Annotated in this window: 25 protein-coding genes; 12 read left to right on the top strand and 13 right to left on the bottom strand. The window is 65.8% G+C overall.

What is annotated here, in order from left to right; all coding sequences use genetic code 11:
- Positions 1-109 precede the first annotated feature (109 nt).
- From xseA to P8X75_00480, 5 genes are all read left to right on the top strand, one after another.
- Positions 110-1,630, top strand: coding sequence for an exodeoxyribonuclease VII large subunit (xseA, locus tag P8X75_00500; protein ID MEJ1993676.1), 1,521 nt, complete (start codon positions 110-112; stop codon positions 1,628-1,630).
- Complete coding sequence (locus P8X75_00495; GenBank protein MEJ1993675.1) at positions 1,627-2,430, top strand: M23 family metallopeptidase; 804 nt, start codon at positions 1,627-1,629, stop codon at positions 2,428-2,430. The genes xseA and P8X75_00495 overlap by 4 nt, the downstream gene beginning before the upstream one ends.
- 190 nt (positions 2,431-2,620) lie before the next feature.
- On the top strand, positions 2,621-4,645 hold the full coding sequence (locus P8X75_00490; GenBank protein MEJ1993674.1) for an elongation factor G: 2,025 nt from the start codon (positions 2,621-2,623) through the stop codon (positions 4,643-4,645).
- Positions 4,646-4,801: 156 nt separating this feature from the next.
- Positions 4,802-5,791, top strand: coding sequence for a protein-methionine-sulfoxide reductase catalytic subunit MsrP (gene msrP, locus P8X75_00485; GenBank protein MEJ1993673.1), 990 nt, complete (start codon positions 4,802-4,804; stop codon positions 5,789-5,791).
- A 16-nt stretch (positions 5,792-5,807) separates the two neighbouring features.
- Complete coding sequence (locus tag P8X75_00480) at positions 5,808-6,512, top strand: pentapeptide repeat-containing protein (protein ID MEJ1993672.1); 705 nt, start codon at positions 5,808-5,810, stop codon at positions 6,510-6,512.
- 35 nt (positions 6,513-6,547) lie between these two features.
- Here the strand turns inward: P8X75_00480 and P8X75_00475 are convergent, their stop codons facing one another.
- A complete protein-coding gene (locus P8X75_00475) occupies positions 6,548-6,730 on the bottom strand; it encodes a hypothetical protein (GenBank protein MEJ1993671.1) in 183 nt (60 codons plus the stop codon).
- A gap of 101 nt (positions 6,731-6,831) precedes the next feature.
- Between P8X75_00475 and P8X75_00470 the strand changes: the two genes are divergently transcribed.
- Entirely contained in the window at positions 6,832-7,347 is a 516-nt protein-coding gene (locus tag P8X75_00470) for a hypothetical protein (protein ID MEJ1993670.1), read from the top strand.
- Between the two features lie 12 nt (positions 7,348-7,359).
- On the opposite strand, the gene P8X75_00465 is transcribed toward P8X75_00470, so the two are convergent.
- The 6 genes from P8X75_00465 to P8X75_00440 all read right to left on the bottom strand — a co-directional run bounded on the left by P8X75_00465 (position 7,360) and on the right by P8X75_00440 (position 13,413).
- Positions 7,360-7,680: a hypothetical protein gene (locus P8X75_00465; GenBank protein MEJ1993669.1), complete on the bottom strand. Its 321-nt coding sequence runs from the start codon at positions 7,678-7,680 to the stop codon at positions 7,360-7,362.
- Positions 7,681-7,833: 153 nt separating this feature from the next.
- Positions 7,834-8,151 (bottom strand): hypothetical protein, encoded by a 318-nt coding sequence (locus P8X75_00460; protein ID MEJ1993668.1) that lies wholly within the window; start codon positions 8,149-8,151, stop codon positions 7,834-7,836.
- Positions 8,152-8,601: 450 nt separating this feature from the next.
- Entirely contained in the window at positions 8,602-9,492 is an 891-nt protein-coding gene (locus P8X75_00455; protein MEJ1993667.1) for a LysR family transcriptional regulator, read from the bottom strand.
- A gap of 105 nt (positions 9,493-9,597) precedes the next feature.
- A complete protein-coding gene (locus P8X75_00450; GenBank protein MEJ1993666.1) occupies positions 9,598-10,386 on the bottom strand; it encodes an alpha/beta hydrolase in 789 nt (262 codons plus the stop codon).
- 21 nt (positions 10,387-10,407) lie between these two features.
- Positions 10,408-11,706, bottom strand: coding sequence for an O-acetylhomoserine aminocarboxypropyltransferase (locus P8X75_00445; GenBank protein MEJ1993665.1), 1,299 nt, complete (start codon positions 11,704-11,706; stop codon positions 10,408-10,410).
- 297 nt (positions 11,707-12,003) lie between these two features.
- A complete protein-coding gene (locus P8X75_00440) occupies positions 12,004-13,413 on the bottom strand; it encodes an amidase (GenBank protein MEJ1993664.1) in 1,410 nt (469 codons plus the stop codon).
- 127 nt (positions 13,414-13,540) lie between these two features.
- Here P8X75_00440 and P8X75_00435 point away from each other — a divergent pair, with 127 nt between their 5' ends.
- The 3 genes from P8X75_00435 (at position 13,541) to P8X75_00425 (ending at position 15,264) form a co-directional block, all read left to right on the top strand.
- The gene (locus P8X75_00435) at positions 13,541-13,990 is read left to right on the top strand and encodes a thioesterase family protein (protein MEJ1993663.1); all 450 of its coding nucleotides are present in this window, start codon (positions 13,541-13,543) and stop codon (positions 13,988-13,990) included.
- 102 nt (positions 13,991-14,092) lie between these two features.
- Positions 14,093-14,647, top strand: coding sequence for a peroxiredoxin-like family protein (locus P8X75_00430; protein ID MEJ1993662.1), 555 nt, complete (start codon positions 14,093-14,095; stop codon positions 14,645-14,647).
- A 20-nt stretch (positions 14,648-14,667) separates the two neighbouring features.
- Entirely contained in the window at positions 14,668-15,264 is a 597-nt protein-coding gene (locus tag P8X75_00425; protein ID MEJ1993661.1) for a TetR/AcrR family transcriptional regulator, read from the top strand.
- Between the two features lie 11 nt (positions 15,265-15,275).
- Here P8X75_00425 and P8X75_00420 read toward each other — a convergent pair whose 3' ends face one another.
- Positions 15,276-16,178: a CoA ester lyase gene (locus P8X75_00420; protein MEJ1993660.1), complete on the bottom strand. Its 903-nt coding sequence runs from the start codon at positions 16,176-16,178 to the stop codon at positions 15,276-15,278.
- 235 nt (positions 16,179-16,413) lie between these two features.
- On the opposite strand from P8X75_00420, the gene P8X75_00415 reads away from it, so the two are divergent.
- The 3 genes from P8X75_00415 (at position 16,414) to P8X75_00405 (ending at position 19,804) form a co-directional block, all read left to right on the top strand.
- Positions 16,414-17,874, top strand: coding sequence for a circularly permuted type 2 ATP-grasp protein (locus P8X75_00415; protein MEJ1993659.1), 1,461 nt, complete (start codon positions 16,414-16,416; stop codon positions 17,872-17,874).
- Positions 17,871-18,830 (top strand): alpha-E domain-containing protein, encoded by a 960-nt coding sequence (locus P8X75_00410; protein MEJ1993658.1) that lies wholly within the window; start codon positions 17,871-17,873, stop codon positions 18,828-18,830. Before P8X75_00415 ends, P8X75_00410 begins: the two co-directional genes overlap by 4 nt.
- Before the next feature lie 62 nt (positions 18,831-18,892).
- The gene (locus P8X75_00405; protein MEJ1993657.1) at positions 18,893-19,804 is read left to right on the top strand and encodes a transglutaminase family protein; all 912 of its coding nucleotides are present in this window, start codon (positions 18,893-18,895) and stop codon (positions 19,802-19,804) included.
- Positions 19,805-19,826: 22 nt separating this feature from the next.
- Here P8X75_00405 and P8X75_00400 read toward each other — a convergent pair whose 3' ends face one another.
- The 5 genes from P8X75_00400 to P8X75_00380 all read right to left on the bottom strand — a co-directional run bounded on the left by P8X75_00400 (position 19,827) and on the right by P8X75_00380 (position 25,919).
- Entirely contained in the window at positions 19,827-21,779 is a 1,953-nt protein-coding gene (locus P8X75_00400; protein MEJ1993656.1) for an acetoacetate--CoA ligase, read from the bottom strand.
- Positions 21,780-21,887: 108 nt separating this feature from the next.
- Complete coding sequence (locus P8X75_00395; GenBank protein ID MEJ1993655.1) at positions 21,888-22,901, bottom strand: hypothetical protein; 1,014 nt, start codon at positions 22,899-22,901, stop codon at positions 21,888-21,890.
- A complete protein-coding gene (gene lpxK, locus P8X75_00390) occupies positions 22,898-23,878 on the bottom strand; it encodes a tetraacyldisaccharide 4'-kinase (GenBank protein MEJ1993654.1) in 981 nt (326 codons plus the stop codon). The genes P8X75_00395 and lpxK overlap by 4 nt, the downstream gene beginning before the upstream one ends.
- On the bottom strand, positions 23,875-25,194 hold the full coding sequence (locus P8X75_00385; GenBank protein MEJ1993653.1) for a 3-deoxy-D-manno-octulosonic acid transferase: 1,320 nt from the start codon (positions 25,192-25,194) through the stop codon (positions 23,875-23,877). The genes lpxK and P8X75_00385 overlap by 4 nt, the downstream gene beginning before the upstream one ends.
- A gap of 8 nt (positions 25,195-25,202) precedes the next feature.
- Positions 25,203-25,919 carry a lysophospholipid acyltransferase family protein gene (locus P8X75_00380; GenBank protein ID MEJ1993652.1) on the bottom strand — a complete coding sequence of 239 codons (717 nt, stop codon included), beginning with the start codon at positions 25,917-25,919 and terminating at the stop codon, positions 25,203-25,205.
- Positions 25,920-25,923: the final 4 nt, after the last annotated feature.

The following is a 25,923-nucleotide window of genomic DNA, read 5'->3' as shown; positions in this document are numbered from 1 at the left end:
TCCCCAATCCTGTTCGATCAAGCCGCTGTTCCAGGCGCCTTCTTTAGCAAAGGCAGCACCGGTTTGTCTTCCTGCCTTCGGTTGCGCGGCGCGGTCCGGCCCGGCTAGCATGACCGGCATGACAGCGGATGCGCCCGGCCCCACGAATCTCCAGGAATTCACCGTCTCCGAGCTCTCCTCGGCGGTCAAGCGGACCATAGAGGGCAGCTTCGAGCGCGTGCGGGTGCGCGGCGAGATATCCCGGCCCAGCTTCCCGGCCTCGGGTCACTGCTACTTCCGCCTGAAGGACGAGAACGCCGTCATCGATTCGGTCTGCTGGCGGGGCACGGTCAGCCGCCTTGCGGTGAAGCCGGAGGACGGGCTGGAGGTGATCGCGACCGGGCGCATGACCACCTTCGCCGGCAAGTCGAGCTATCAGATCGTGGTCGAGCAGATCGAGGTGGCGGGCGAGGGCGCGCTCCTGAAGCTGCTGGAAGAGCGCAAGCGCAAGCTGGCCGCCGAGGGCCTCTTCGCCGAGGAGCGCAAGCGCCCGCTGCCGCGCCTGCCCACCGTGATCGGCGTCATCACCTCGCCCTCGGGCGCCGTGATCCGGGACATCCTGCACCGCTTGCGGGACCGCTTCCCGCGCCATGTCCTGGTCTGGCCGGTCCCGGTTCAGGGCGAAAAGGCGGCGCCCGAGATCGCCGCGGCCATCGAGGGCTTCAACGCCCTGCCCGCCGAGGGCGGCGTCGTCCCCCGGCCGGACCTGCTGATCGTTGCGCGCGGCGGCGGATCGCTGGAGGACCTCTGGGCCTTCAATGAGGAAATCGTGGTGCGCGCGGCCGCCGCCTCTGAGATACCGCTGATATCGGCCGTGGGGCACGAAACCGACACCACCCTGATCGACTTCGCATCCGACCGGCGCGCACCGACGCCCACGGCGGCGGCTGAGATCGCCGTGCCGGTGCGCGGCGAACTTCTGGAGCAGGTCTCGAACTTCGGAGTCCGTCTGCTTCAAGCCGGGCGGCGCAGCCTGACCCAGCGGCAGGAACTGCTGGAGGGCCTGGGCCGGGGCTTGATCCATCCGGGCCGCCTGCTGGAGGAGAAGACCCAGCGCCTGGACGACCTGGCCGGACGCCAGCTGCTGGCCGCGCGCAATCTCCTGCGGCGCAGGCTGGGCGAGGTGAGCGAGCTGGGCGCGCGTCTGGTCCATCCGCGCCAGCGCCTGAGCGAGACCCGCCGTCAGGTGGGCGACCTGGGCGCCCGGCTGGGGAACCTGCGCCCGAGAGTGACGCGGGAAGCGTCGCGCACGCTGGAGAGGTTGGAGCCGGGTCGCAGGCTTGAGCGCGCCCTGGCCCAACGCCTGCGGGAATCGCAGCAGGAGCTGGCGGCTCTCTCGCGCCTTCTCGACGGTTACTCCTACGAGCGGACATTGGAGCGTGGTTTCGCCGTGGTCTGGTCCGGCGAGAAGATCGTGACCCGAGCCTCCCAGGTCGCGAGCGGCGAGGCGCTGGATATCGAGTTCGCGGGCGAGGAGCGGGTGGCCGCGGTTGCTGCTGGCGGGGGTGCTGCCAGGGGAGCTGCCGCCAAGCCGAAAGCCAAGCCGAAACCGAAGAAGGACGGCGGGCCCGAGCAGGGGAGCCTGCTATGAGGGCGCTGGTCTTCCTGATCGCCGTTCTTTGGACGCTGCCGGTCCTCGCGCTGGAGCTGGAGGGGGAGCTGACCCAGGGCGGGCTGATCTTCGGCAAGGTGGAGCCGGGTTCGCGCGTGCAGCTCGACGGGCGCGGCCTGAAGGTGACGCCGGAGGGGCGCTTTCTCTTCGGCTTTCACCGGGACGCCGCCCCCGAAGCCGAGCTGATCGTGCGCCGCCCCGACGGCAGTCTTCAAACCCGGACCTTGGAGATCGCCACGCGCGACTACGAGATCCAGCGCATCGACGGTCTGCCGGACACCATGGTGACGCCGCCGCAGGAGTTTCTGGACCGCCTGGCGCGAGAGCGCGCGGAAGTGGCCGAGGCGCGCAGCGGCGATTACGATTTCGACTACGCCTTCGGCCCCTATATCTGGCCCGCCAAGGGGGTGATCAGCGGCGTCTACGGCTCCCAGCGCATTCTGAACGGCGAGCCGCGTCAGCCGCACTACGGCATCGACGTGGCGGCGCCCGAGGGTACGCCGGTCATCGCGCCCGCCGCCGGGCTGGTGACCATGGCGGTCACCGATCACTACTACACCGGCGGCACGATCATCATCGACCACGGGCAGGGCGTGACCTCCACCCTGATGCACATGGCGAGCGTGACCGTCGAAAAGGGCCAGATGGTGGAGGCCGGCGATCCGCTCGGCACCATCGGAGCGACCGGGCGCGCCACCGGCCCGCACCTGGACTGGCGCATGAACTGGTTCGACCGGCGGGTCGACCCGGGGCTACTCATGGGCCCCATGCCGCAGTAGCTTGCGCGGCTCTCCGATACTCTGCGGGCTTGCGCGCAGGGGCCGCTTGCAGTCAGACTGTCTGGAACAGAAAAAAGACCAAAACGTGAGTCAAGCGGGGGCGCTCAGCCTCTCAATACGACGACGTTCTCAACGCCGTTCGGCTGGCGCCGGTTCGCTGACATAAGGCTCGCGAACCAGGGAGGACGTCATGACCAGCAGCTCATCCGCGGCGCGCTGCGCCGCTCTCATCGGATCCTATGGCAGCGGCAAGACCACGCTGCTCGAAAGCCTTCTCCACGCCTCGGGCGCGCTGGAGCGTCGCGGGTCCGTCTCGCAGGGCAACAGCCTCGGCGACGCCTCGCCGGAGGCGCGGGCCCACAGCATGACGACGGAGCTCAACATCGCTTCCTGCCGGTTCATGGACGATGACTGGACCCTGATCGATGCGCCCGGCTCGGTGGAGCTGACCGAGATGGCTCATCAGGCGCTGGCCGCCGCGGACGTTGCGGTGGTTGTAGCGGAACCCGATTTGGAGCGGCTGCCGATCCTGGCGCCGCTCTTCAAGTATCTGGACGACCGCAAGATCCCGCACATGGTCTTCGTCAACAAGATGGACAAGACGGAACTGACCGCGCGCGCCCTGCTGGAGGGGCTGCAGTCCGTTTCCAGCCGTCCGCTGCTGCTGCGGCAGGTTCCGATCCGCGAGGGCGAGAGCGTTAGCGGTTATGTCGATCTCGTCTCCGAGCGCGCCTACCGCTGGAAGGAGGGTACGCCCAGCGACCTGATCGAAATGCCCGGTGAACTGAAGGACCGCGAGAGCGAGGCGCGCCAGGAACTTCTGGAATCGCTGGCCGATTTCGACGACGCGCTGCTCGAACAGCTGCTGGAAGACAAGATACCGGCCAGCGACGAAATCTACGACCAGCTCGCCAAGGACCTGAAGGACGACTTGATCGTTCCTGTCTTCCTCGGCTCCGCGGAGCACGAGAACGGCGTGCAGCGGCTTTGGAAGGCGCTGCGCCATGAAACGCCCGACCCGGAGGTCACGGCGGCGCGGCTGGAAATCAAGCCGGAGGGCGCGTTCACCGCGACGGTCTTCTCCAACCAGTATCAGCCCCATGCCGGCAAGCTTTCCATCGCCCGGCTCTGGGACGGCAGCTTGGCCGAAGGCGCCTCCATCAATGGCGAGCGGCTCTCCAGCCTCTACCGCATGAAGGGCGGGAACACCGACAAGCTCTCCAAGGCCGCCGCCGGCGAAGTCGTGGCTCTGGGCCGCCTGGAGAACCTCAAGATCGGCGACCGCATCACCGATGGCGGGGTGGCGCCGCAGGAGAGCCTGGCGCCCAAACCTGGCGCCCCGGTCTACGCCCTGGCGGTCGAGCCGGAGAACCGGCAGGACGAAGTGAAGCTGACGGCGGCGCTCGCCAAGCTTTCCGAGGAGGATCCCTCCCTCGGTTTCGAGATGCGTGAGGAAACCGGGCAGTTGGTGCTCCTGGGCCAGGGCGAGATGCACTTGAAGCTCGCCGTGGAACGGCTCAAGAGCAAGTTCAACGTCGGCGTCCGGACCGAGCGGCCGCTGACCGGATACCGGGAATCCATTCGCCGCTCCGTTCAGCACCACGCCCGCTTCAAGCGGCAGTCCGGCGGCCACGGCCAGTTCGCCGACATCAAGGTCGAGATCGCCCCGCTGGGCCGGGGCGAAGGCCTGCTGTTCGAGGAGAAGGTGGTCGGCGGCTCGGTGCCGCGCAACTTTATCCCCGCGGTCGAGGCCGGGGTGCGCGAAGGGCTGGCCAAGGGCCCGCTCGGCTTTCCGGTGGTGGACGCCAAGGTAACGCTGCTCGACGGGCAGCACCACTCGGTGGACTCCTCCGACCAGGCCTTCCGGACCTGCGGACGTCAGGCCATGAGCGACGCCTTGCCGGAGTGTGATCCGGTGCTGCTGGAGCCGGTGCAGTTGGTCACCATCTCCGTGCCGCAGAGCTTCACCAACCGCATCCACGGGCTGATCAGCGGGCGGCGCGGGCAGATCCTGGGCTTCGACGCCAAGGATGGCTGGGACGGCTGGGACGAGATGCAGGCCTACATGCCCGAAGCGGAGATACAGGACCTGATCATCGAACTGCGCAGCCTGACCCAGGGAACGGCCAGCTTCACGGCGGTCTTCGATCACCTGCAAGAGCTGCAGGGACGGCTCGCCGATCAGGTGGTGCAGGCCCGCCAAGCCGCGCAATAGGCCGCTCGCGGCGCTCTCACGAAGATATGAAGGGCGTAAGTCATTGAACTTGCGCCTTTCTTTTTTTCGCCTTCTTCACGCCCGTTGATTATGACGGCGGGCGCGCGAAGATACTTTGTCAGCAGATAGAAGTTTCATCGAGGAGCGTCGAGCGACATGTTCATCAAGAAGAAGCGCGGTTGGGAAATCCCGGAAAGTCAGGCGACACCCGAAGCGGTGTTTTTGAAACGCCGTCAGTTGATCAAGGCGATGGCGGCCGGTCCCGTGCTGCTCGCGGGCGCGGGTCTTCTCTCCGCCTGCAAGGACGAGGGCATGCAGGCCATGGCCGCGGTCGAGGAGGACCCCAGCGCCGGGCTCTATCCGGTCAAGCGCAACATGGCCTACCGGCTCGACCGGGAGATCACCGACGCGGAGTTGGCGACCACCTACAACAACTACTATGAGTTCGGCTCCTCCAAGAACATCTGGCGCTATGCGCAGGACCTGCCGATCCGCCCCTGGACGATTTCGATCGCCGGGCAGGTCGAGAAGCCCTTCGAGATCGGCATCGACGATCTGCTGGCGAAGATGCCCCTGGAAGAGCGCCTCTACCGCCACCGCTGCGTGGAGGCTTGGTCCATGGCCGTGCCTTGGAGCGGCTTCGCCATGGCCCGCCTCGTCGAGTTGGCCAAGCCTCTCTCCTCGGCCAAGTACGTCCGCATGGTTTCCTTCAAGGACCCGGAAGTGGCGCGCGGCCAGAAGGCGGGCTGGTACCCCTGGCCCTATATCGAGGGCTTGACGATCGAAGAGGCGACCAACGAGCTGGCCTTCATGGTCACGGGGCTCTACGGCAAGGCGTTGCCCAAGCAGAACGGCGCGCCGCTGCGTCTGGCGGTTCCCTGGAAGTACGGCTTCAAGTCGACCAAGGGCATCGTGCGCTTCGAGTTCACGGATCAGCGTCCGGTTTCCTTCTGGGAGGAGATTCAGGCCTCTGAGTACGGCTTCTGGGCGAACGTCAATCCGGAGGTGCCGCACCCGCGCTGGAGCCAGGCCACCGAGCGTGTTCTCGGCGGTGACGAGCGCGTTCCCACACAGCTCTACAACGGGTATGGTGAGTACGTGGCAGGTCTCTACGAGGGAATGGAGGGCGAACGGCTCTTCATGTAAGGGAGAAGGAGGAGCCATGTTGCGAAGCGGTGCCCTAGCGGCCCTGTTCATTCTTTTGCTGACTACAGCGCTGAGCACAGAGTCCAGTCCGGCCTCCGCCGCCGATTGCGGCGACCGTCCGCAGGCCGGCGTGAACTGGTCCAGCTGCATGAAGGCGCGCTTGCGCCTTGCGGGGAACGACCTCAGTGGGGGTACATTCCAGCGCACGGACCTGGGCGGATCTGACCTGAAAGGCTCGAACCTCAGCAAGGCCGACCTCGAAAGCGCCGACCTTTCCCGCGCGCGGCTGGAGGAGGCCGACCTGACAGGCGCCTCCATGATCCGGGTTTACGCCGGGCGCACGAATTTCCGGGAGGCGAAGCTGGCCGGGGCGTCGCTGTTCAAGGCCGAGTTGCCGCGCAGCGATTTCAGCGGCGCGGACCTGAGCGGCGCCGACCTCACCAAGGCCGAGATGAGCCGCACGGACTTCTCAGGCGCGGACTTGAGCGGAGCGAATTTAACCGGTGCCGTCCTGCTGCGCACGATCTTCAAGGGGGCGGCGCTGGAGGGCGCGGACTTCTCCTCCGCCATCCTGATCCGCACGCACCTCGAAGGGGCGGACCTCTCGGCGTCGATCGGCCTGACCCAGGATCAGTTGACCAATGCCTGTGGGGATGCGCAGACCACCTTACCTGAAACGCTTAGAGCCCCGGCAAGCTGGCCCTGCCCCTCGGACGAATAGGCCGCGATCTTGAGGGCCGGGTCCTTGGGGCCCCGTCAAACCCAGTCGATCCGGTCGCGGACCAGCAGCTCGAAGAGCGGCAGGGCGACAGCGGCCGCGCCGATGCCGCCGAGCACGACGAAAAACAGCATCACATGCGCCTTTACCAGCAGAACCGAAACGAGGACCGACAGCGCGCCGGAAAAAAGAACGCGGTAGGCATTTTTGAGCGATGGCATGTTCGAAGGTCCCGCTGGAAGGATGTTGAGCTTCTTTAGAGATACCTAAGCTTTCTTAACGAAGGGTAAATTATTTGCTTAGTGTTCGATCTATCTGTGCGTTGTTGCTGCTTGTCCTGGCGGCGGGCTGCTCGACCCCTCAGCCGACGCCTTATAAGCCTGCGGGCGACAGTGCTTTCGGCTATTCCGAGCAGGAGTTGATCGCGCCGGCCTTCAAGCTGGTCTTCGCGGGCAACAGCCACACGGACCGCAAGACCGTTGAGGATTATCTCCTCTACCGGGCGGCCGAACGCTCGGCGGAACTCGGCTATTCGCGTTTCGCGCTGAAGGACAAGCTGGTGGAGAAGGTCGTGCGGGACAGCTACTACGATCCCTACTGGGGGCCCTATGGCCGCTACGGCTACGGCCATCGCGGTTATGGCAGCGGGGCTTCCATCTCCATCGGGTTCCCGCTGGGGAGTTCGCCCGCCTACCGCTCTCAGGTCTACAGCGCGAGCGCCATCGTGATCCCCTTTGAGGGATCGCCGCCGCCTGACGTGGCGGGATATCACGATGTGGATCAGGTGTTGAAGGCGCTCGGTCCGGCCATCCGGAGGCCGCAGCCGCCAGCGAACTGACGCTTCGGCGAATCAGGCGGCGATCTTGTCGTCGCCCTTTGGCACCAGACTGTCGAGCTTCAGAGCGGGCCAGTCTTGCGTCTCGAGCTTCAGCGCCGCTTCGCGCATGGCGTCGGGATCGAAACCCGCGAGTTCGCAGACGATCCGCATGTCCTGGCTATTGAGCAGCCAGGAGCGCGCCTGATCGCGCTCTACTTTCTGCGCGTTGTCCGCCTTGGGCGGCAGCGGACGGCAGGCGTCCTGCAGAATGCGGAACAGCACAGCGCACCAAAGGCGCTTTTCAGGCGTCAAAGGCGTATCGCCCCCAATCGCGTCGGGATCATATCGGCTCATTCCAGAAGAATTCCCTGTCGGCGTAAGTTTACGCTTTTTTGTGTTCCTTTAGGGATATAGAGGGTTGACACCTACTTGCAACAGCAAATCGCCCACCAGGGGCGTGCCGGGTGGGCGACAGATGGACGCGGAGGGCGCTATTTTGGGCGGGAATCAGGCGGCGGCCTGGAGCGGGGCGGGCTCCGAAAGGTCCACCTTGATCGGCGGCCAGTCGTTGCGCTTCAGGCGTTCTGCGGCCTCGCGGATGGCGTCGGGATCGAAGCCGGCCAACTCGCAGACGATCCGCATATCGGTGCCGCCGAGTAGCCAGGACCGGGCCTGATCGCGCTCAACTTTCTGCGCGTTGTCGGCCTTGGGGGGCAGGGTCCGGCAGGCGTCCTGGAAAATGCGGAAAAGAACGGCGCACCAAAGGCGCTTTTCCGGGGTCATGGTTTCCAGGTCCTTGAGACCATCGGGATCGAAACGGCTCATGCTCATCCTCGTTGCTGCTCCGCGGGCGGCCTATCTGTGCTTCCCACGGCGGAACCTTCAAAACAGGGGCCGAAATCCGGCGCTATTCCCCGTTTCACTTCCGCAAAGCAGTGCGGCTCTCTCAAAAAAGAGAGCCGGGAAACTATTCGTTTCCCGGCAAGTTGAACAGGGAGGCTTCACGTCTGGGAGACGTAGGACCCCGGTCAAGAACCGGGCCCCTTGGTCCAGGCTGGCGCCTGGAACACTCGAACCGGCGGGCCGAGACAGGCCCGCCGGAAACTCGAAGGATGCTGCAATGCAACATTCACAAGAGACAAGATAAGGAGCGGGAGCGCTCAGACCATACCAAAAATAGCAAAGTTGGCATGCGTTGCTTGCATGGCTCTGAACACCGCAGATTTTCGCCGAAAATTCGAGCCAGAAGGGTGGCTGGAAGGCGGCTTTGACAACCTAGAAGCGCTGGGCGGCGACGTGGCGCAGGAGAAAATCGCGAAACACCTGGATTCGTTTTGAGGCGCGAAGCTCCTCCGGGTAGACGAAATAGGCGTCGATCGTGGGTCCCGTGAGCTCCGGCAGGACTTGCACCAGATCGCTCTGACCCTGGACCATGAACTCCGGCAGCGCGCCGATGCCAGCTCCGGCCTGTACCGCCCGCATGACGCCATAGACGTTGTTGACGGTGAGGTTCGCCCGGCGCATCTCGCCTGACTCGTTGCCGATCCGCAAGAGCCAGTTGACGTCCGGGACCGGCGGCCGGGCATCGTCGCCGTAGACCACGATGCGGTGATTGTTCAAGTCCTCCGGGCTGCTCGGCGAGCCGTGTTTCTTGAGGTAATGAGTGGAGGCGAAGATCGCCATGTGCACGGTCAGCAGGTGGCGTTGGATCAGGTCGGCCTGACGCGGCGGGGAGAGGCGGATGCCGATATCGGCCTCGCGCATGGAAAGGTCCAGTTCCCGGTCGGCCAGGATCAGGTGCACCTCGATATCCGGGTAGAGCTCCATGAAGTCGCGCATGCGCGGGCTGAGCCAGGTGGAGCCGAAGGCAACCGTCGTGGTGACCTTGAGCAGGCCGCGCGGGCGGTCCTTGCTCTCGGCCAGCTGCGCTTCGACCATGGAGAGCTTGCCGAAGATCTCGTGGGCCGTGCGGTAGAGCAGCTCGCCCTGCTCGGTCAGGATCAGGCCGCGCGCATGGCGGTGGAAGAGCATGACCTTCAGGCTCTCTTCCAGGGCGGAAATCTGACGGCTGACCGCCGACTGGCTGAGGTTCAGCTGCTCGCCCGCGTGGGTGAAGCTGCCGGCCTCCGCAACGGCGTGAAAGATGCGTAACTTGTCCCAATCCATTGGGTTCTTCCCCTGACCTATCCAGGGTCCCTGCTTTCCCGACTCGACCCCGCGCCGAACAGTATAGGTTAGGTCACCACCGCTGTCTCGTTGACAGCGAGAGGGTCAAACCCGGCCCTTCAGCGCCTCCAGCGTTTCGTCCGGCTTTTCCAGCATCATCATGTGGCCTGCCGCGGGGATGACGGTCGCCTCGGCGCCGGGGATCAGGGCGGCGAGTTTCTGCCCGGCGCGCGCCGGGGTCATCTTGTCGAGCGCGCCCAGCACCAGCGTCGTGGGGCAGGACACCGTGGCGGCCATCGCCTCGGCAGAGGCGAAGTCGTTGCAGGCGGAAAGATCGGCAAAGAGGCTGCCGGGCTTGGCTTTTTCCAGCAGGCGCTCGCCGCCCCAGAGCAGATAGAGCCCCGGCAGGCGCGTGCCGCCGATGTGGCCGGTCGGCCCGAAACCCCAGGAGGAAATCAGCTCGGCGGCCTTGCGGTCGTTGTTCTCGGCGGCTTCCAGCAGGTCGGGGTGAACCGGCATGCGCGCGGCGACGCCGAGCAGCGCCAGGGCGCGCACCCGCTCCGGATGCCGGGCGGCGGTGGCGAGGGCGATCAGGGAGCCCATGGAATGGCCGACCAGCGCCGCCTGCTTCAGGCCCGCCGCTTCGATGAAGCGGGCCGTCCAGTCCGCCCAGTCCTCGATGGTGGCGAGCGCCGTTCCCTCCGAGCGGCCGTGCCCCGGCAGGTCCAGCGCCAGCACGCCGTATCCCCGGTGGGCGAAATAGCGGCTCTGAAGCGCCCAGACCGTGTGATCCATGCCCGCGCCGTGCAAGAAGACGATGGCGGGCTTTTCCGGGTCGAAGGTCTGGCCGCCGGTGCTCGCGTGCAGCCGCAGGCCGTCGAGGGTGATGTCCATCTTTTCGTTTCCCCTTCGGACTTAGCTGTCGCGCTGCGAGGCTTTGAGGGCCTGACGCAGGTCGTCGATGATGTCCTGCGGGTCTTCCAGGCCGACCGAAAGGCGGATCATGTCCTCGCCGATCCCGCCTTCTTCGAGCTGCTGCTTGGAGAGCTGGGAGTGGGTCGTGCTGGCGGGATGCAGCACCAGGGTCTTGGCGTCGCCGACGTTGGCGAGGTGAGAGGCAAGACCGCAGGACTCGATGAAGCGCGCGCCCTCCTTGCGCCCGCCCTTGACGCCGAAGGAGATAATGGAGCCCGCGCCCTTGGGCAGAAGGCGCTGAGCCAGCTTATGGTCGGGGTGGCTGGGCAGGCTGGGGTGCAGCACCCAGGAAACCGCCTCGTTCCCCTCCAGGAACTCCAGCACCTTCTCGGTGTTGGAGAGGTGCTTCTCCATGCGCAGCGACAGGGTCTCGATGCCCTGGAGGATGTAGAAGGCGTTCTGCGGGCTCAAGGTCGCGCCGAAGTCCCGCAGCCCCTCCGAGCGCGCGCGCATCAGAAAGGCCTGGGGGCCGAACTCTTCGGAGAAGTCGATGCCGTGATACCCCTCGTAGGGCTCGGTGATGGTCGGGAACTTGTCCGAGGCTTCCCAGTCGAAGCGGCCGGAATCGACCAGCAGTCCCGCGACCGCCAGACCGTGACCGCCCAGCCACTTGGTAGCCGAGTGCATGATCAGCGTGGCGCCCAACTCGACCGGCCGGCAGAGCGCCGGGGTCAAAAAGGTGTTGTCGATCATCAGCGGCAGTCCGGCCTCCGCCGCGACCTCGGCGACCGCCGGGACGTCCAGCACCTCCAGCCCGGGATTGCCGACCACCTCGCCGAAGAGCAGCCGCGTCTCCGGGCGGATCGCCGCGCGGAACGCCTCCGGCTTGCGCGGGTCGACCAGCGTTGTCGTGATCCCAAAGCGGGGCAGGGTGTGGCAGAAGAGGTTGATGGAGCCGCCGTAGAGCGAGCGCGAGGCGACAATGTGGCCGCCCTGGCCCATCAGCGTCGCGATCGCCAGGAAGAGCGAGCCGTGGCCCGACGCCGTGGCGACCGCGCCCACGCCCAGGTCGAGGGCGGCGATGCGCTCCTCCAGCACCGCAACGGTGGGGTTGGAGATGCGCGAATAGATGTGGCCCGCCTGCTCCAGGTTGAAGAGCGCGGCCGCATGGTCGCCGCTCTTAAAGCAATAGGAGGTCGTCTGGTAGATCGGCACGGCCCTGGCGCCGGTCACCGGGTCGGGCTGCTGGCCGGCGTGCAGCGCCAGCGTGTCGAGTTTCAGGAACTTGGGATCGGCCATGGGGTCCTCCGGGGCGGGCTTTCATCACGCCGGGAGATGCCTCCGCGCCGTAGCCCTGAAAAGCGTGGAGGGCCTGACGATCCCTGTTCCGAGACCGTGGCCCTCCATCATTTTTTCGAAGCCTCTACCTGCTCACTTGCCGGTATGGGGACGAACGTTAGAGCGGCTTGGCGGCCAGCGTCAAGCGGGATTCGCATATCTGGTCCGCACTCAGCACAGAGCCCAGGGTGGAGCCCAAGGTGACGCTGGGCGAGGGGGCTTCCCGCCGGGTAAAGCACGGGCCGGCGACTCCCGGCCCTAAAGCGTGGTGAGGGCGCCGAGACTGGGAAAAGCGAGCTGCGCCTCCAGCGCCTGGGCCGCGCGCAGCACCCGCGCCTCGTCGAACCGCGCGCCGACGATCTGGAGGCCGACGGGCAGTCCCTCCCCGGTCAAACCGCAGGGTAGGGAGAGCGCCGGCTGCTGGGTCATGTTGAAGGGGTAGGAGAAGGGCGTCCAGTCGCACCAGTCCTCGCTCTCCATGCCCTCCGGCAGGTCGCGGCCGACGCCAAACGCCGGGACCGCGACCGAGGGCGTCACCAGCAGGTCGTAGTCCTCATGGAAGAGCTGCATCCGGCTGCCGAGCTGCTCGCGCGCCGCCGTGGCGGAGAGGAAGTCGGAAAGGCTGTAGCGCGCCGCCTGCTCGACCACCCGGACCAGGCCGGGGTCCATCAGCGGCCATTTCTCCTTGGGAATGGACTTGGTGACCATCTGCCGCGCGCTGGAATACCAGAGCACCTGGAAGATATCATGGGGCGAGGAGAAGCCGGGATCGCGCCGCTCGACCCGGGCGCCCAGGTCTTCCAGCAGGCCGACGGCCCGCTCGACCGCCGCGGCGACCTCCGGGTCGACCTGCGCATAGCCGAGGTCGGGGCTGAAGGCAATCTTCATGCCCTTCAGGGTCTCCGCCGGCTCCGGGTCCAGCGGCTCGGTGGAGAGCGGCAGGGAGTACCAGTCGCGCGGGTCCGGCTGGGCGATCACGCGGTAGAAGAGCGAGAGGTCGTTGACGCTGCGCGCCATGGGGCCGACGTGCGCCACCGTCCCGAAAGGCGAGATCGGCCAGGCCGCCACCCGCCCGAAGGTCTGCTTGATGCCGACGAGGCCGGAAAAGCTCGCCGGGATGCGGATCGACCCGCCGCCGTCCGTACCGATTGCGAGCGGGCCGAGGCCGGCGGCGAGCTGCGCTGCCGCCCCCGCCGAAGAGGCGCCGGGCGTCTTCTCCAGGTTCCAGGGATTGCGGGTGATCCCGGTGAGCGGGCAGTCGCCGGTGGCCTTCCAGCCGAACTCCGAGGTGTTGGTCTTGCCGAAGACCACCGCCCCGGCCTCGCGCAGCCATGCGACGGCGGGCGCGTCCTCCTCCCAGGGCTGGTCGGGATCAACGGTCTTGGAGCCGCGCAGGGTCGGCCAGCCCTTGGTGATCACCACGTCCTTGATGGAGACCGGCACGCCGTCCAGCAGGCCCTGGGGCGCGCCCTTCTGCCAGCGCTCCTCGGAGGCGCGGGCGCTCTTGATCGCCGCTTCCGGGTCCAGCACGCAAAAGGCGTTGATCTTGGGGTTGATCTCGTCGATGGCCGCAAAGAGGTCCTGCGTCACCTCGACGGGCGAAAGCTGCCGCGCGGCGAAGCGGCGCAGCATCTCCTCGGCGGAGAGTTGGGAAAGGCGCTCTGTCATGGCGGGCGAGCCTAAGCGGCTTCTGCGACCTCGTCCATAGGGCTGTTTTTGGGGCTGCGCTCGCCGCCCGCGCGGTCTAATCTCGCGCCCGGATGACGAGCCCTGAAACACAAGAGCGACCCCGCCCATGACCGAAGCCGCCGACCTGAAAGACGCCACGCGCGCGGACTTTCCGCATGTCCTGGAAATCCCGACCCGCTGGATGGACAACGACATCTACGGGCACGTCAACAACGTCGTCTACTACTCCTACTTCGACACGGTCATCAACGAGTACCTGATCCGCGAGGGCGGGCTGGATATCGCGGGCGGCGATGTCATCGGCATCACGCCGGAGACGCACTGCAACTTCCATGACTCCCTGACCTTCCCGGAGGTGATCGAAGCGGGCCTGCGCGTGGCCCACCTGGGCAGCCGCTCGGTCAAGTACGAGATCGGCCTCTTCAAGCAGGGCAAGGAGACCCCGGCGGCCACCGGCTGGTTCGTCCATGTCTTCGTCGAGCGCGAGACCATGCGCCCGACCGCCATGCCCGAGGGCATCCGCAAGGCACTGGAATCCATCAAGAAATCCGGCTGACCGGGGCCTCTCACGGCCTCGTGATGACGTGGGTCTTGCAGGCGCGGCCCGGCATCGGCATATTTCTGGAACGTTCATTCCAGAAAAGAGGAAACAATACCCATGTCCGAGATCCATCCCCTCATGCCGCGCCAGAAGGTTCCCGATCTGGAGCTGCCCCTGGTCGGCGGCGGCACGGTCAGCCTGGGCGACGACGCGCCCGAGAACTTCACCATGCTGGTGGTCTACCGCGGTCTGCACTGCCCGATCTGCTCGATGTATCTGGCCGACCTCAACAACAAGATCGGTCAGTTCCAGGACAAGGGCGTCAAGGTGATCGTGGCCTCCAGCGACGGCGAGGAGCGCGCCGCCGAGGCCAAGGAGAAGTGGGGCCTCGACAAGCTCGACATCGCCTATGGGATGACCCTGGAGGAGGGGCGCAACTGGGGCCTCTACGTCTCCTCGGGGATCGGCAAGACCTCCTCTGGCTTCGAAGAGCCGGCGCAGTTCTTGGAGCCGGGGCTCTTCTTCATCCGCCCGGACCAGACCCTCTACTTCGCGAGCGTGCAGACCATGCCGTTTGCGCGTCCTGCCTTCGGCGATATCCTGAAGGCCCTGGATTTCGTGATCGCCAAGGGCTATCCGGCCCGCGGCGAGGTCGAATCCATCGCGGCCTGACACTGCTGAAAGGCGATTGAATGGCGCGGCATAAGGACTTCGATCCCGATCTGGCGTTGGACAAGGCCATGCGGCTTTTCTGGCGCCAGGGCTATCACGCCACCTCGATCCAGGACCTGGTCGAGGCGACGGGGATCAACCGCGCCTCGCTCTATGCGACCTTCGGCGGCAAGGAAGCGCTCTTCCTTGCCGCCGTGGAGCGCTATCTGGCCGAAATCAACCGCGTGCGGATCGCCAAGCTTCAGGGCAACCCTTCGCCGCGCGCGGCGATCCAGGGCTACTTCGACGATCTGGTCGAATTCGCGATCGGGGACGGCCGCCGTCTGGGCTGCATGCTCACCAACTCAGCCGTCGAGTTCGGCGAACGCGGCGACCGGATCGGCCAGCGCGTCTACGGTCTCTTCGATGAGGTCGAGGAGGCCCTGACCAAACTGATCGAACGCGGACAGGCGGTTGGGGAGATCGATCCCGGCCGCGACCCGCGCGCCTCCGCACGCTTCCTTCTGACCATGATCAACGGCATGCGGGTCATGTCCCGGGTTAAGCCCGAAGAGGGCTGGATGCGCGACGCCATCTCCGGCCTGGACCTTCTGTTCCGGAAGGCCGACGCAGCCTAGTCCGCTCCAGGTTAGAGTCCGAAGAGGGCCGCCCGCTCGAGCAGGCGCCTGGCTTCACTGTAGATCGGCAACTCCACCAGCGATCCATCCAGTTCGACCCGGCCTTCGCCCTTCGCGCGCGCCTCGTCAAAGGCCGCGACGATGCGCCGGGCGCGCTCGACCCCGTCGTTGCTGGGCGTCATGACGTCCCGGATGACATGGGCGTGCTCAGGTGCGACCGCGCTCTTGGCGTTGTAGCCGAGCCGCCGGGCGAAGAGCGCATCCGCCTCCACGCCCTTCAGGTTGGTCCAGGTGAAGGGACAGTCGACCGGCTCAACCCCGGCGGCCCGGCACTCCACCAGGAAGCGCTGGCGCACGTAGCTGAGCTCCAGGCCGTCGCGGCCCCGCTCGCTTTGCAGGTCGGCGGCCATGTCCTCCGAGGCGACCAGACAGGCGCGCACGCGCGGCGAAGCCTGCGCGATCTCGAAGGTGCGGATCAGACCCGCGGCGCTCTCGATGTTGGGTAGCAGTTCGGTCGAGCCGATCTCAATCCCGAGGCCGCCCTCATGCGCTCCCACCGCCTCGCCCAGCGCGCGGACCTTCTGGGGCGTGTCGCACTTGGGCAGGGCGATCACTTCCGCGCCCGCCGCCATGGCCGCCGCCAGGTCGTGCGGGCCGTCTTCCGTCTCCAGCGGGTTGATCCGCACGGCGGCGCGCAGCCCCGCCTGTTTCCAGGCGGCCAGGACCTCCGCGAGGTCGGCGCGCGCGCCGGCGCGGCGCTCAGGCGCGGTGAAATCCTCCAGCTCGGCGATCAGCACGTCCGCGCCGGACTCGATTGAGACCTTCAGAGATTGCTTGGCCTCGCCCGCCGGCACGAACAGCCAGCAACGCGCCAGGGACGTCGGCAGGGGGCTGCCGCTTTCCTTCCCGTCCATCGGATTTTTCTCCCGACCCGCTGTACTTTTATTCTTTGGTCTAGAGAGTAGCCCTCTGGCAGCAGCAGACAAGCGTCTTCGACCGTCACGGTGTCGGGAACGGCGTGCGCTGCTGTTGTCTTTTGCATTGCAGCATCCTATCGTCAAAGTAAGCGCTGCAGTTTTAGAATAACCATAGGCAGGCAGGGAGACATGTTCGGGTGATCATCGCCGCGCCGAGGCCGGGGAGCCGGTCGTGACCAGAAAAAGCGTTCTCAAGGAATACGATTCCGGCGGCTTCTACTGCGAGATGCTGGGCAACCCAGAGCATCCGCTGACCGACACGTTGCCGCTGCAAGCCCATCTAGAGGAAATCGGCCTGCCGAGCCTCAAACGCCGGGCGGCGGCGGCCGAGGACGAACTCTACAACCTCGGCATCACCTTCACGGTCTACACCGAAGCCGAGGCGATCGACCGGATCCTGCCCTTCGACGTGATTCCGCGCGTGCTGACGGCGGACGACTGGAACACCATCGAAACCGGCGTCAAGCAGCGGGTCGCGGCCATCAACCTCTTCCTGAAGGACGTCTATGGCAAACAGCAGGCGCTGAAGGACGGCATCGTGCCCAAGAAGCTCGTCCTCAAGAACGAGAACTACAAGAAGATCATGGAAGGCCTGACGCTGCCGCAAGACTCTTACGTCCACATCTGCGGCATCGACGTGGTGCGCGACGACAGCGGCACCTTCCAGGTGCTGGAGGACAACGGGCGCTGTCCCTCCGGTGTTTCCTACGTGGTGGAGAACCGCCACCTGATGCTCCGCACCTTCCCGGACCTGATGGACAACATCGGCATCCGGCCGGTGTCCGAGTACGGCGTGAACCTGCTCAACGCCCTGGCCGAGGTGGCGCCCGCCGGGGTCATGGACCCTCAGATCGTGCTGCTCTCGCCGGGCTTCTTCAATTCGGCCTACTTCGAGCATGTCTTCCTGGCGCGCGAGATGGGCGTGCCGCTGGTCGAAGGGCGCGACCTCTATGTCGATGACGACGACTGCGTCTACATGAAGACCGTCGGCGGGCCCAAGCGCGTCGACGTGATTTACCGGCGGATCAACGACGATTTCCTGGACCCCGAAGTCTTCGAGCCCAGTTCCATGCTGGGCGTGCCGGGTCTGATGCGCAGCTACGCCAAGGGTAGGGTGAACCTCGCCAACGCGGTCGGCACCGGCGTCGCCGACGACAAGGCGGTCTATGCCTACATGCCCCGGCTCATCAAGTACTACCTGGATGAAGAGCCGATCCTGCAGAACGTGCCGACCAACATCTGCGGGGAGAAGGAGGCGCTGAAGTACACGCTCGACAACCTCGACAAGCTGGTGACCAAGCCGGTCGGCGAGGCGGGCGGCTACGGCGTCGTCGTGGGGCCGCGCGCGACCAAGGCGGAGTTGGACAGCCTGCGCAAGCAGGTCAAGGCGGACCCGGCGGGCTACATCAGCCAGCCCATGATCCGTCTTTCCGTTTCCCCCACGCTGATCGACGGCAAGGTCGAGCCGCGCCACGTCGACCTGCGGCCCTTCGCGGTCACGGGCAAGTCCACCTGGGTGCTGCCGGGCGGCCTGTCGCGCGTGGCGCTGAAGCGCGGGTCCCTCGTGGTGAACTCATCCCAGGGCGGCGGCTCCAAGGACACCTGGGTCCTGGAGCCGGGAGGTGGCGCATGAGCCAGTTGCTGTCCCGTTTCGCCGAGAGCCTCTTCTGGCTGGCGCGCTACATGGAGCGCTCCGAGAACCTGGCCCGCATCCTGCAGGTCAACGAGACCTTCGCCCGGGACCGCAGCGGCGCTTCCGACTGGCGCCCAGTGCTGGAGCTCAACAGCGACCTCGAGCGCTTCCTGGAGAGCCATGAGAAGGTCACGGCCAAGGATGTGCTGCACTTCTACGTGCTGGATCGGGAGAACCCGACCTCCATCATCTTCTCGGTCCGTGCCGCGCGGGAGAACGCGCGGGCCCTGCGCCATCTCATCTCGACGGAGATGTGGTCGCAATTGAACGTCTTCCATTCCTGGCTTCTCAGTCTCAAGAAGAAGGATCTGGCGCTGGCCGAGCTCTCGACCCTCTGCAGCGCGATCAAGGAGAACTGCCAGACCCACGCCGGTATCACCGAAGGCACCTTCTACCGCGACGAAAGCTGGTGCTTCTATAGCCTCGGGCGGCAGTTGGAGCGGGTCGACCAGACCTCTCGGCTGCTCGACATCAAGTACCGTCACCCGGGCTATGAGGGCAACGACGGCACCATCGACCCGACCTCCGACGCCTCGCTCTGGAACACGCTGCTGCGTTCGGGCGCCGGCTACCACGCATTCCGTCGGGTCCAGCCACGCGGCATGAAGGCGCCGGACGTGGCCGGTTTCTTCCTCTTCGATCACGCTTTCCCGCGGTCCATGACGACCTCCCTGGCTGAGCTTGACGGGGTCTTCACCCAGTTGAACGAGGAGTACCAGCTTGAACGCGGAGGCGAAGTCGCCCAGGTAATGGGAGAGATTCACGAGGCCATGAGCGCCATGGCCCGCGAAACCTACTGGGACGAATCCCTGCACTGGCGCATGGATCATATCCAGCTTCTGACCGGCAAGCTTTCCAACGCGATTGCGAGGCGCTTCTTCGGCCAGGACGCTTGAGGGGACTCGCCCAAGAGGATTAGAAGAGTCCAGCTTTCATCATTGGAGCCTAGTTCTGCGTCATGCGCCTGCTGACCATTCGTCACACGACGCGCTATCGCTACCGCCAGCCGGTCCGTTTCGGGCCGCACCGTTTCATGTTCCGGCCGCGCGACAGCCACGATATCCGCGTCGTCTCCTCCGGCCTGACCATCACCCCGGCGCACGAGCTGCGGTGGTTTCATGACGTGTTCGGAAATTCCGTCGCGCTCGCCACCTTTAGCGAGATGGCGGAGGAGCTCGTTGTCGATTCGACCATCGTGGTCGAGCACTACGGTATCAACGACAGCACCTTTCCGGTCGACCCCACGGCGCGGATCCTGCCGGTGTCCTATTCCAGTCAGGAGTACCCCGATCTGGCGCGCGCCATCGAGCGGCATTTTCCCGATCCGGAAAAGCGCATCGACGCCTGGGCGCGACGTTTCCTGCTGGAGCGCGACCAGACCGAAATCATGCCGCTCCTGGAGACCATGACCAGGACCATCAAGGAAGAGTTCACCTACATCCCGCGGGAAACCGAGGGCGTGCAGACGCCGCTCGACACCTTGGACAGTCAAACCGGCACCTGCCGGGACTACGCGCTCTTCATGATGGAGGCGGCGCGCAGCCTGGGCCTGGCGGCACGCTTCGTCAGCGGCTACCTCTACGACCCGGCGCTCGAAGGCTTCGACAGCGGAATGGTGGGCGCGGGCGCGACCCATGCCTGGGTCCAGGTCTATCTGCCCGGTCCCGGCTGGATCGAGTGCGATCCCACCAACGGCATCATCGGCGGCGACAACCTGATCCGGGTTGGCGTGGCGCGCGATCCGGAACAGGCCATGCCCATGTCCGGAACCTATTACGGCGCGCGGGACGACTTCATCGAGATGACCGCCGACGTGACGGTCAGTTCCAACGCGAGCGCGCCTCCCACGGTCAGCGCGGCGATGCGTTGAGGGCTTTCGGCCTCCAAGCCCCCTAGCCCTTCAGTTCTTCCAGATCCTTGTAAAGGTCCAGCGCTTCCGGGTTGGCCAGCGCCTCCTTGTTCTTGACCTGGCGCCCGTGGACGATGTCGCGCACGGCCAGTTCCACGATCTTCCCGGACTTGGTGCGCGGGATGTCGGCCACCTGCACCACCTTGGCCGGGACATGGCGCGGCGTGGCGCCATTGCGGATCTGGGTCTTGATCGCCTTGACCAGTTCGTCGTCCAGGCTCACGCCCTCCCTCAAGCGAACGAACAGAACGACGCGCACATCGCCCTGCCAGTCCTGGCCGATCACCAGGGACTCGTCGACCTCGGGCAGCTTTTCCACCTGCCGGTAGATCTCCGCCGTTCCGATGCGCACCCCGCCCGGATTGAGCGTCGCGTCCGAGCGGCCGTAGATGATCACGCCGTCATGCTTGGTGATCTCCGCGAAGTCGCCCTGGCACCAGGCGTTGTCATAGCGCTCGAAGTAGGCGGCGCGGTAGCGCGCGCCGTCCGGGTCGTCCCAGAAACCGAGCGGCATGGAGGGGAAGGGCTTCTTGCAGACCAGCTCCCCCTTCTCCTCGCGCACGCGCTTGCCGTCGTCGTCGAAGACGTCGGCGGCCATGCCCAGGCAACGCGCCTGAATCTCCCCGCGCCACACCGGTCCGATGGGGTTGCCCGCGACGAAACAGGCGATGATGTCTGTGCCGCCCGAGATCGACGAGAGGCAGAGGTCCTTCTTGATGTGCTGATAGACGTAGTCGAAGGATTCGGGGACCAGGGGAGAGCCGGTCGAGGTCATGAGCCGGACCGTCGAGAGGTCGTGTGTTGACTTCGGATCGGCCTCGGCGTTGCGCAGCGCCTCGATATACTTGGCCGAGGTCCCGAAGAGCGTCATGCCCTCGGCCTGGGCGTAGTCGAAGAGGATGCGGTGATCCGGCGCGAAGGGCGAGCCGTCGTAGAGCAGCAGCGTCGAGCGCGCGGCCAGTGCGGAGACCAGCCAGTTCCACATCATCCAGCCGCAGGTCGTGAAGTAGAACACCCGGTCGCCCGGCTTCTCGTCGCAAAGCAGGATGTGTTCCTTCAAGTGTTGCAGCAGCGTGCCGCCGACCCCGTGGATGATGCACTTGGGCTTACCCGTGGTGCCGCTGGAGAACATGATGTAGAGCGGAGAGTTGAAGGGCACCCGGTTGAAGGTGAGGGGTCCGGCCTTCTTGCCGGCGATGGCATCGCCGAGGGTGACGCCCTTGGGCAGCTTCGAAACGTCGGGCTTCTCCGAGACGTAGGGACAGACGATGATCTTGCTGACGCTCGGAAGCTCGGCCGAGAACTCCGCCACGCGCGGCAGGGAGTCGATGGTCTTGCCGTTGTAGAAGTAGCCGTCCGGGCAGAACAGCACCTTGGGTTCGATCTGCCCAAAACGGTCCAGCACCCCCTGTATTCCGAAATCGGGCGAGCAGGAAGACCAGACCGCGCCCAGGGAAGTGGCCGCCAGCATCGCCGCAACCGTCTCCGGCATGTTGGGCATGAAACCGGCCACCCGGTCGCCCTCGCCGACGCCTTCGTCCCTCAAGACCTGTTGGAGGCGGCTTACCAGCCCGCGCAGCTCGTCGTGGGAGAGGCGGCGTTTAACCTTGTCCTCGCCCCAGAAGACGATGGCATCGCCGTCGCCCTCCTGGCGCAGCAGGTTCTCCGCGAAATTGAGCTTGGCATCGGGAAAGAACTTTGCGCCCGGCATCCTGTCGCCGTCCACGAGGATCCGTTCGCCCCGGGTCTCGGCGATCACGCCGCAGAAGTCCCAGACCGTGGCCCAGAACTTCTCCATCTCCTCGACCGACCAGTCGTAGAGGTCGAAGTAGTCCTTGGCGTCCACGCCCCAATCCGCCTTTGCCTGCTGCATGAAGGCATAGAGATTGCTGGATTTGATGCGTTCTTCGCTGGGCTGCCAAAGAGGCTTATCCATGGCCGTATCGCGTCCTTCCCGGTTGCTGCCGTTCCACGACTTGTCGAACCCAGCGAGCCTAGGCAATGCGCCCGGCCCTGCCAAGCCGCGCCGTTTTCGGCCCGGCGCCTAGACCCCCGCCTTCTGGTAGACCTCTTCGGGCCAGCGCCGGTGCAGCCAAAGCCAGCCGGGCGGATGCTCCAGGATGTATTCGCCGAGCTTGTCGTTCAGGGCCTGCGTCAGGCGTTTGATCTCCTCGTTCCTGGGGGCGTTGCAATCGGGGACGAGGGGTCCTTCCACGGCCAACTCGAAGCGCCCCGGCCCCTTTCGCTTGATGTGCGCGATGTAGATAGGGCGGTTCAACCGGATCGCCATGGCTGCGGCGGCGGTCGGCGTCATGGCCGGATGTCCGAGAAACTTGGATTCCACACCCCTGGTCAGCTTCTGATCGACCAGGATTCCGAGGGTGTCGCCTTCCTCCAGGGCCATGAGCAGGCTGCGCGCGCTGACCCGGCCCTTGGCGAGACGGCGTCCGCCACCGCAGGAGCGGATGCGCTCGAGCTCGTCTTCGATGAGCTTGTTGTTGGGTTGGCGCACCACGGTCGAGACTTTCTTGAAGACCCGCGCCATGACGATGTGCATGACCTCGAAGTTGGAGAAGTGACCGGAGGCGAGGATCGCGGGGTGGCCCGCTTCAATCGACCGCCGCATCGCTTCCGTGCCCACGAGGGTCACGCGGCCGTTCTTCAGGTCGGTGATCTCATCGAGATGGGCATACTCGGCGGCGACCGCGCCGAAGTCGCGCCACATGTCTTTCACGATCTGACGGCGCAGCGCCTCGGGCATGGAGGGGTAGATGAGCCGCAGATTGCGCAGCGCCCGTTTCGACGCCCCGAAATGCGGCATCAGGATTCCACCCGCCCAGCCGCCGAACCGCGAAGCCCAGTCCAGCGGCAGCAGTCCGAAGAAGCGGAGCAGCAGGAAGAACGCCAGAGCTTCCAGGGGATACTTGATCCGCCGGGCGAACCACCTGTGGCGCCGCCCGCGGGGCCTTTGGCGCTTCTTCGTCTCAAGCACCGAGTCGGCGGCCTCGGTCGCCGTTTGGTCGATTCCCTGGGTGATGGCTGTCTTCTGGTCGGTCATTTTTCGAGTATGTTCTCGAGCAGTGTCCAAAGGCGGTCGCTGTCGCGCCAGCGCAGGGTTATGGGAAAGCACTCGATTTCGTCGGCGTAGCCCGCAGGAATGCGCACCAGGTCTTTCTCTGTCGTGATGGGCTGTGCGTCAAGCTCGTATCCCTTTTTGATCAATAGAGATAATTCGCTCTCGCGATAGGGATGGTGGTCGGGAAATCCCACCGCCGCCACGACCTCCGCACCCGTGGCCCGCAGGCTGTCGAAGAACTTCGCTGGGCGTCCGATTCCAGCGAAGGCCAACAGGCGGCGGCCGGCTTGGCTGGCGGCCTCCGGCAGCGGTGTCAGGTCCGCCTGAAGCAGCGGCAGGCCACGCGGCAGCTTGCCCGAAAGCCGTGTCTTGTCCTCGCCCAGAATGATCACGGCGTCGGCTCTCTTGAAAGCAGCGTCTGGGCGCTCGCGCAAGGGGCCCGAGGGCATCACCATGCCGTTGCCCAGTCCGGCGCCGCCATCGACCACCAGCAGATTGAGGTCCTTGTGCAGAAGCGGGTTCTGGAAGCCGTCGTCCATCACGATGGCCTCCGCGCCCTCCGCCTCCGCCAGGGCAGCGCCTTCAATGCGGTCGCGCGACACCACGGTCGGGGCGACCCGCGCCAGCAAAAGCGCCTCATCGCCGACCGCGCGCCAGTCGTGCCGCTCAGGATCGACCAGCAGAGGACCCGACTCCCGTCCACCGTAGCCTCGGGTCAGAGCGAAGACCTTCTTTCCCCCCGCCGACAGGCGCTTGAGAAGGTCGAGGGCCACGGGGGTCTTGCCCGCACCCCCCGCCACGAGATTGCCAACGCAGATAACCGGCACGCCGGCGCGGTGTGGTTCAACGCCCCGTTGGCGCAGTCGCGCCGCCTCCGCCACCAGCCAGGATACCGGGGCCAGCAGGCGCGCGGGCAAGCCGCGTTCGGCCCAAAAGCGGGGGGCGCGGCGCCAGGTCATGGTTCCGCCGCCGTCTTTAGAGGCGCCCTGCCCTCCGGCGCCGGTCCCAGGGCTCTGTCCAGAAGCGGCGATAGCGCGTCCAGCACGCGCTCCAGAACATCTTCCTGGGCGCTCGCGACGGCGCGTGCGGCCTCGGCCATGCGACGGCGCTGCCCGGAATCGTTCAGCAGTTGGTGCAGGGCCTCGGCCAATTCGCTTGCGTCGGCGACCTGCTTTGCGCCGCCGGCTCGGTCCAGCGCCTCGACGATGGGGGCGAAGTTCTGCATATGAGGGCCATGAAGGATGGCGGCCTCGAGCCGGGCCGGCTCCAGCGGATTCTGACCCCCATGCGGCACGAGGCTGCCGCCCACGAAGGCGATCTCGCTCAAGCGGTAGAAGAGGCCCAGTTCCCCCATGGTATCGGCCAGAAAGACATCGGTCTCGCCATCCGGTTCCTCGCCGCGCGAGCGCTGCGCGACATAGAGACCCCGGTCGCCCAGCAGCTTGGCGATGGCGTCGCCGCGTTCCGCATGGCGGGGCACCAGGAGGGTGAGGAGACCGGGGTGTTCCTCGCGCAGCTGGCCGTGGGCCTCGGCGAGCTGTTCTTCTTCTCCGGGATGGGTCGAGGCGGCGAGCCAGAGGGGGCGGCGGCCAATCTTCTCCCAGAGCCCGGAAAGCTCTTTTTGGTCACAGGGCAAGGCTTCCGCTGCGTACTTGAGGTTTCCAACGGAAAGGACCTTTGGCGCGCCCAGAGTGCGAAGCCGCTCGGCCTGAGCATCGTCTTGCGCAAGGCAGAGCTCGAAGGCGGAGAGCAGGCTCTTCAGCCCGCCCGGCAGACGCCGCCAGTTCTTGAAGGAGCCGGGTGACATGCGCGCGTTCACCAAGGCCAGGGGAATTTGCCGTTCCTGAGCCTCTGAAAGCAGGTTGGGCCAAAGCTCCGATTCCACCCAGAGCGCCGCGTCGGGCCGCCAATGGTCCAGGAAACGGCGAACCCAGGAGAGATGGTCGAGGGGCACGAACTGGTGAATGACGCCTTCGGGCAGGCGCTGCGACATGAGCTTGGCCGAGGTTACCGTGCCGGTCGTCATGAGAATGCTGACCTCCGGCCTGCGCTCTCTCAAGGCGGCGATCAGCGGCAGTACCGAAACGGCTTCCCCGACGCTGGCGCCGTGCAGCCAAAGTAGCTTGCCGGCGGGGCGGGCCCGCGATGCTTCGCCGTATCGCTCGGTGACACGCTCAGGGTCCTCGCGCCCCCGTTGCAGGCGCTTTCTCAGCACACCGCGGATCAGCGGCGTGCCGAGTTCGGTCGTCAAGCGATAGAGAGGCAGCCAGAACATCGGCGGCCTCACTGCTCGACCGGGCCGGGTGCAATGACCTCCCGGCCCATGGCCCTATCGGCCTCCGCGGCCAGCCTCAAGAGTTCTTCTTCCAGCTCAAGCCTGACTGCTTCCAGGGCGGCCTCGTCCAGGTCCCTGCCGATCACGATGGGTTTGCCCGCTGACAGGAGACCCTTGGTGAAGGGTTTGGGAATGAGAAAGCGGTCCCAGCTCTTCAGCATCCAACAGCTTTTCGCCGCACCGGCCAGCGGCACGATGGGCGCCCCGGTCAACTGCGCGATCTTCAGGACACCCGGCTTGACCCTCATGCGCGGCCCACGGGGACCGTCGGGCGTGATCGCCACGACATGATCCTGCTTCAGGACGCGGGTCATCTCCCTGATCGCCTGGACGCCGCCGTGTCCGCTGGAGCCCTCGATCTGCTTGTAGCCCAGCTTCAGGATCGGCTGAGAGATAAGCTGACCGTCCCGGTGGGTGGAGATCAGCAGGTGCATGCGTTCAGGGGGTGCCGTCCAGGCCGAGCTCATCATCACCATCCGGCCATGCCAGAAACAGGCGATGAAGGCCTTGTTTCCCTCGATCAGTTCTTCAGCCTCGGGATGGTAGTCCCGGCGCCACCGGACGCTGCGCTCAATCACCCGCAGATAAACGGCGATGAAGGAGAACACGAAGCTCATGAAGGCCGGGGACTTCAGGATCTTTTTTCCCAGCGACGACTTCGCCATGAAG

Source organism: Limibacillus sp. (genome assembly GCA_037379885.1).
In the GTDB taxonomy this organism is placed as follows: domain Bacteria; phylum Pseudomonadota; class Alphaproteobacteria; order Kiloniellales; family CECT-8803; genus JARRJC01.
The sequence above is the reverse complement of the archived record's forward strand: the minus strand, read 5'-3'. Positions and strand labels throughout refer to the sequence as shown.

Bases quoted from the DNA above. Each gene is read 5' to 3' on its own strand.
- xseA (MEJ1993676.1), top strand. From the start codon at position 110: ATGACCGGCATGACAGCGGATGCGCCCGGCCCCACGAATCTCCAGGAA.
- P8X75_00495 (MEJ1993675.1), top strand. From the start codon at position 1,627: ATGAGGGCGCTGGTCTTCCTGATCGCCGTTCTTTGGACGCTGCCGGTC.
- P8X75_00490 (MEJ1993674.1), top strand. From the start codon at position 2,621: ATGACCAGCAGCTCATCCGCGGCGCGCTGCGCCGCTCTCATCGGATCC.
- msrP (MEJ1993673.1), top strand. From the start codon at position 4,802: ATGTTCATCAAGAAGAAGCGCGGTTGGGAAATCCCGGAAAGTCAGGCG.
- P8X75_00480 (MEJ1993672.1), top strand. From the start codon at position 5,808: ATGTTGCGAAGCGGTGCCCTAGCGGCCCTGTTCATTCTTTTGCTGACT.
- P8X75_00475 (MEJ1993671.1), bottom strand. From the start codon at position 6,730: ATGCCATCGCTCAAAAATGCCTACCGCGTTCTTTTTTCCGGCGCGCTG.
- P8X75_00465 (MEJ1993669.1), bottom strand. From the start codon at position 7,680: ATGAGCCGATATGATCCCGACGCGATTGGGGGCGATACGCCTTTGACG.
- P8X75_00460 (MEJ1993668.1), bottom strand. From the start codon at position 8,151: ATGAGCCGTTTCGATCCCGATGGTCTCAAGGACCTGGAAACCATGACC.
- P8X75_00455 (MEJ1993667.1), bottom strand. From the start codon at position 9,492: ATGGATTGGGACAAGTTACGCATCTTTCACGCCGTTGCGGAGGCCGGC.
- P8X75_00450 (MEJ1993666.1), bottom strand. From the start codon at position 10,386: ATGGACATCACCCTCGACGGCCTGCGGCTGCACGCGAGCACCGGCGGC.
- P8X75_00445 (MEJ1993665.1), bottom strand. From the start codon at position 11,706: ATGGCCGATCCCAAGTTCCTGAAACTCGACACGCTGGCGCTGCACGCC.
- P8X75_00440 (MEJ1993664.1), bottom strand. From the start codon at position 13,413: ATGACAGAGCGCCTTTCCCAACTCTCCGCCGAGGAGATGCTGCGCCGC.
- P8X75_00435 (MEJ1993663.1), top strand. From the start codon at position 13,541: ATGACCGAAGCCGCCGACCTGAAAGACGCCACGCGCGCGGACTTTCCG.
- P8X75_00430 (MEJ1993662.1), top strand. From the start codon at position 14,093: ATGTCCGAGATCCATCCCCTCATGCCGCGCCAGAAGGTTCCCGATCTG.
- P8X75_00425 (MEJ1993661.1), top strand. From the start codon at position 14,668: ATGGCGCGGCATAAGGACTTCGATCCCGATCTGGCGTTGGACAAGGCC.
- P8X75_00420 (MEJ1993660.1), bottom strand. From the start codon at position 16,178: ATGGACGGGAAGGAAAGCGGCAGCCCCCTGCCGACGTCCCTGGCGCGT.
- P8X75_00410 (MEJ1993658.1), top strand. From the start codon at position 17,871: ATGAGCCAGTTGCTGTCCCGTTTCGCCGAGAGCCTCTTCTGGCTGGCG.
- P8X75_00405 (MEJ1993657.1), top strand. From the start codon at position 18,893: ATGCGCCTGCTGACCATTCGTCACACGACGCGCTATCGCTACCGCCAG.
- P8X75_00400 (MEJ1993656.1), bottom strand. From the start codon at position 21,779: ATGGATAAGCCTCTTTGGCAGCCCAGCGAAGAACGCATCAAATCCAGC.
- P8X75_00395 (MEJ1993655.1), bottom strand. From the start codon at position 22,901: ATGACCGACCAGAAGACAGCCATCACCCAGGGAATCGACCAAACGGCG.
- lpxK (MEJ1993654.1), bottom strand. From the start codon at position 23,878: ATGACCTGGCGCCGCGCCCCCCGCTTTTGGGCCGAACGCGGCTTGCCC.
- P8X75_00385 (MEJ1993653.1), bottom strand. From the start codon at position 25,194: ATGTTCTGGCTGCCTCTCTATCGCTTGACGACCGAACTCGGCACGCCG.
- P8X75_00380 (MEJ1993652.1), bottom strand. From the start codon at position 25,919: ATGGCGAAGTCGTCGCTGGGAAAAAAGATCCTGAAGTCCCCGGCCTTC.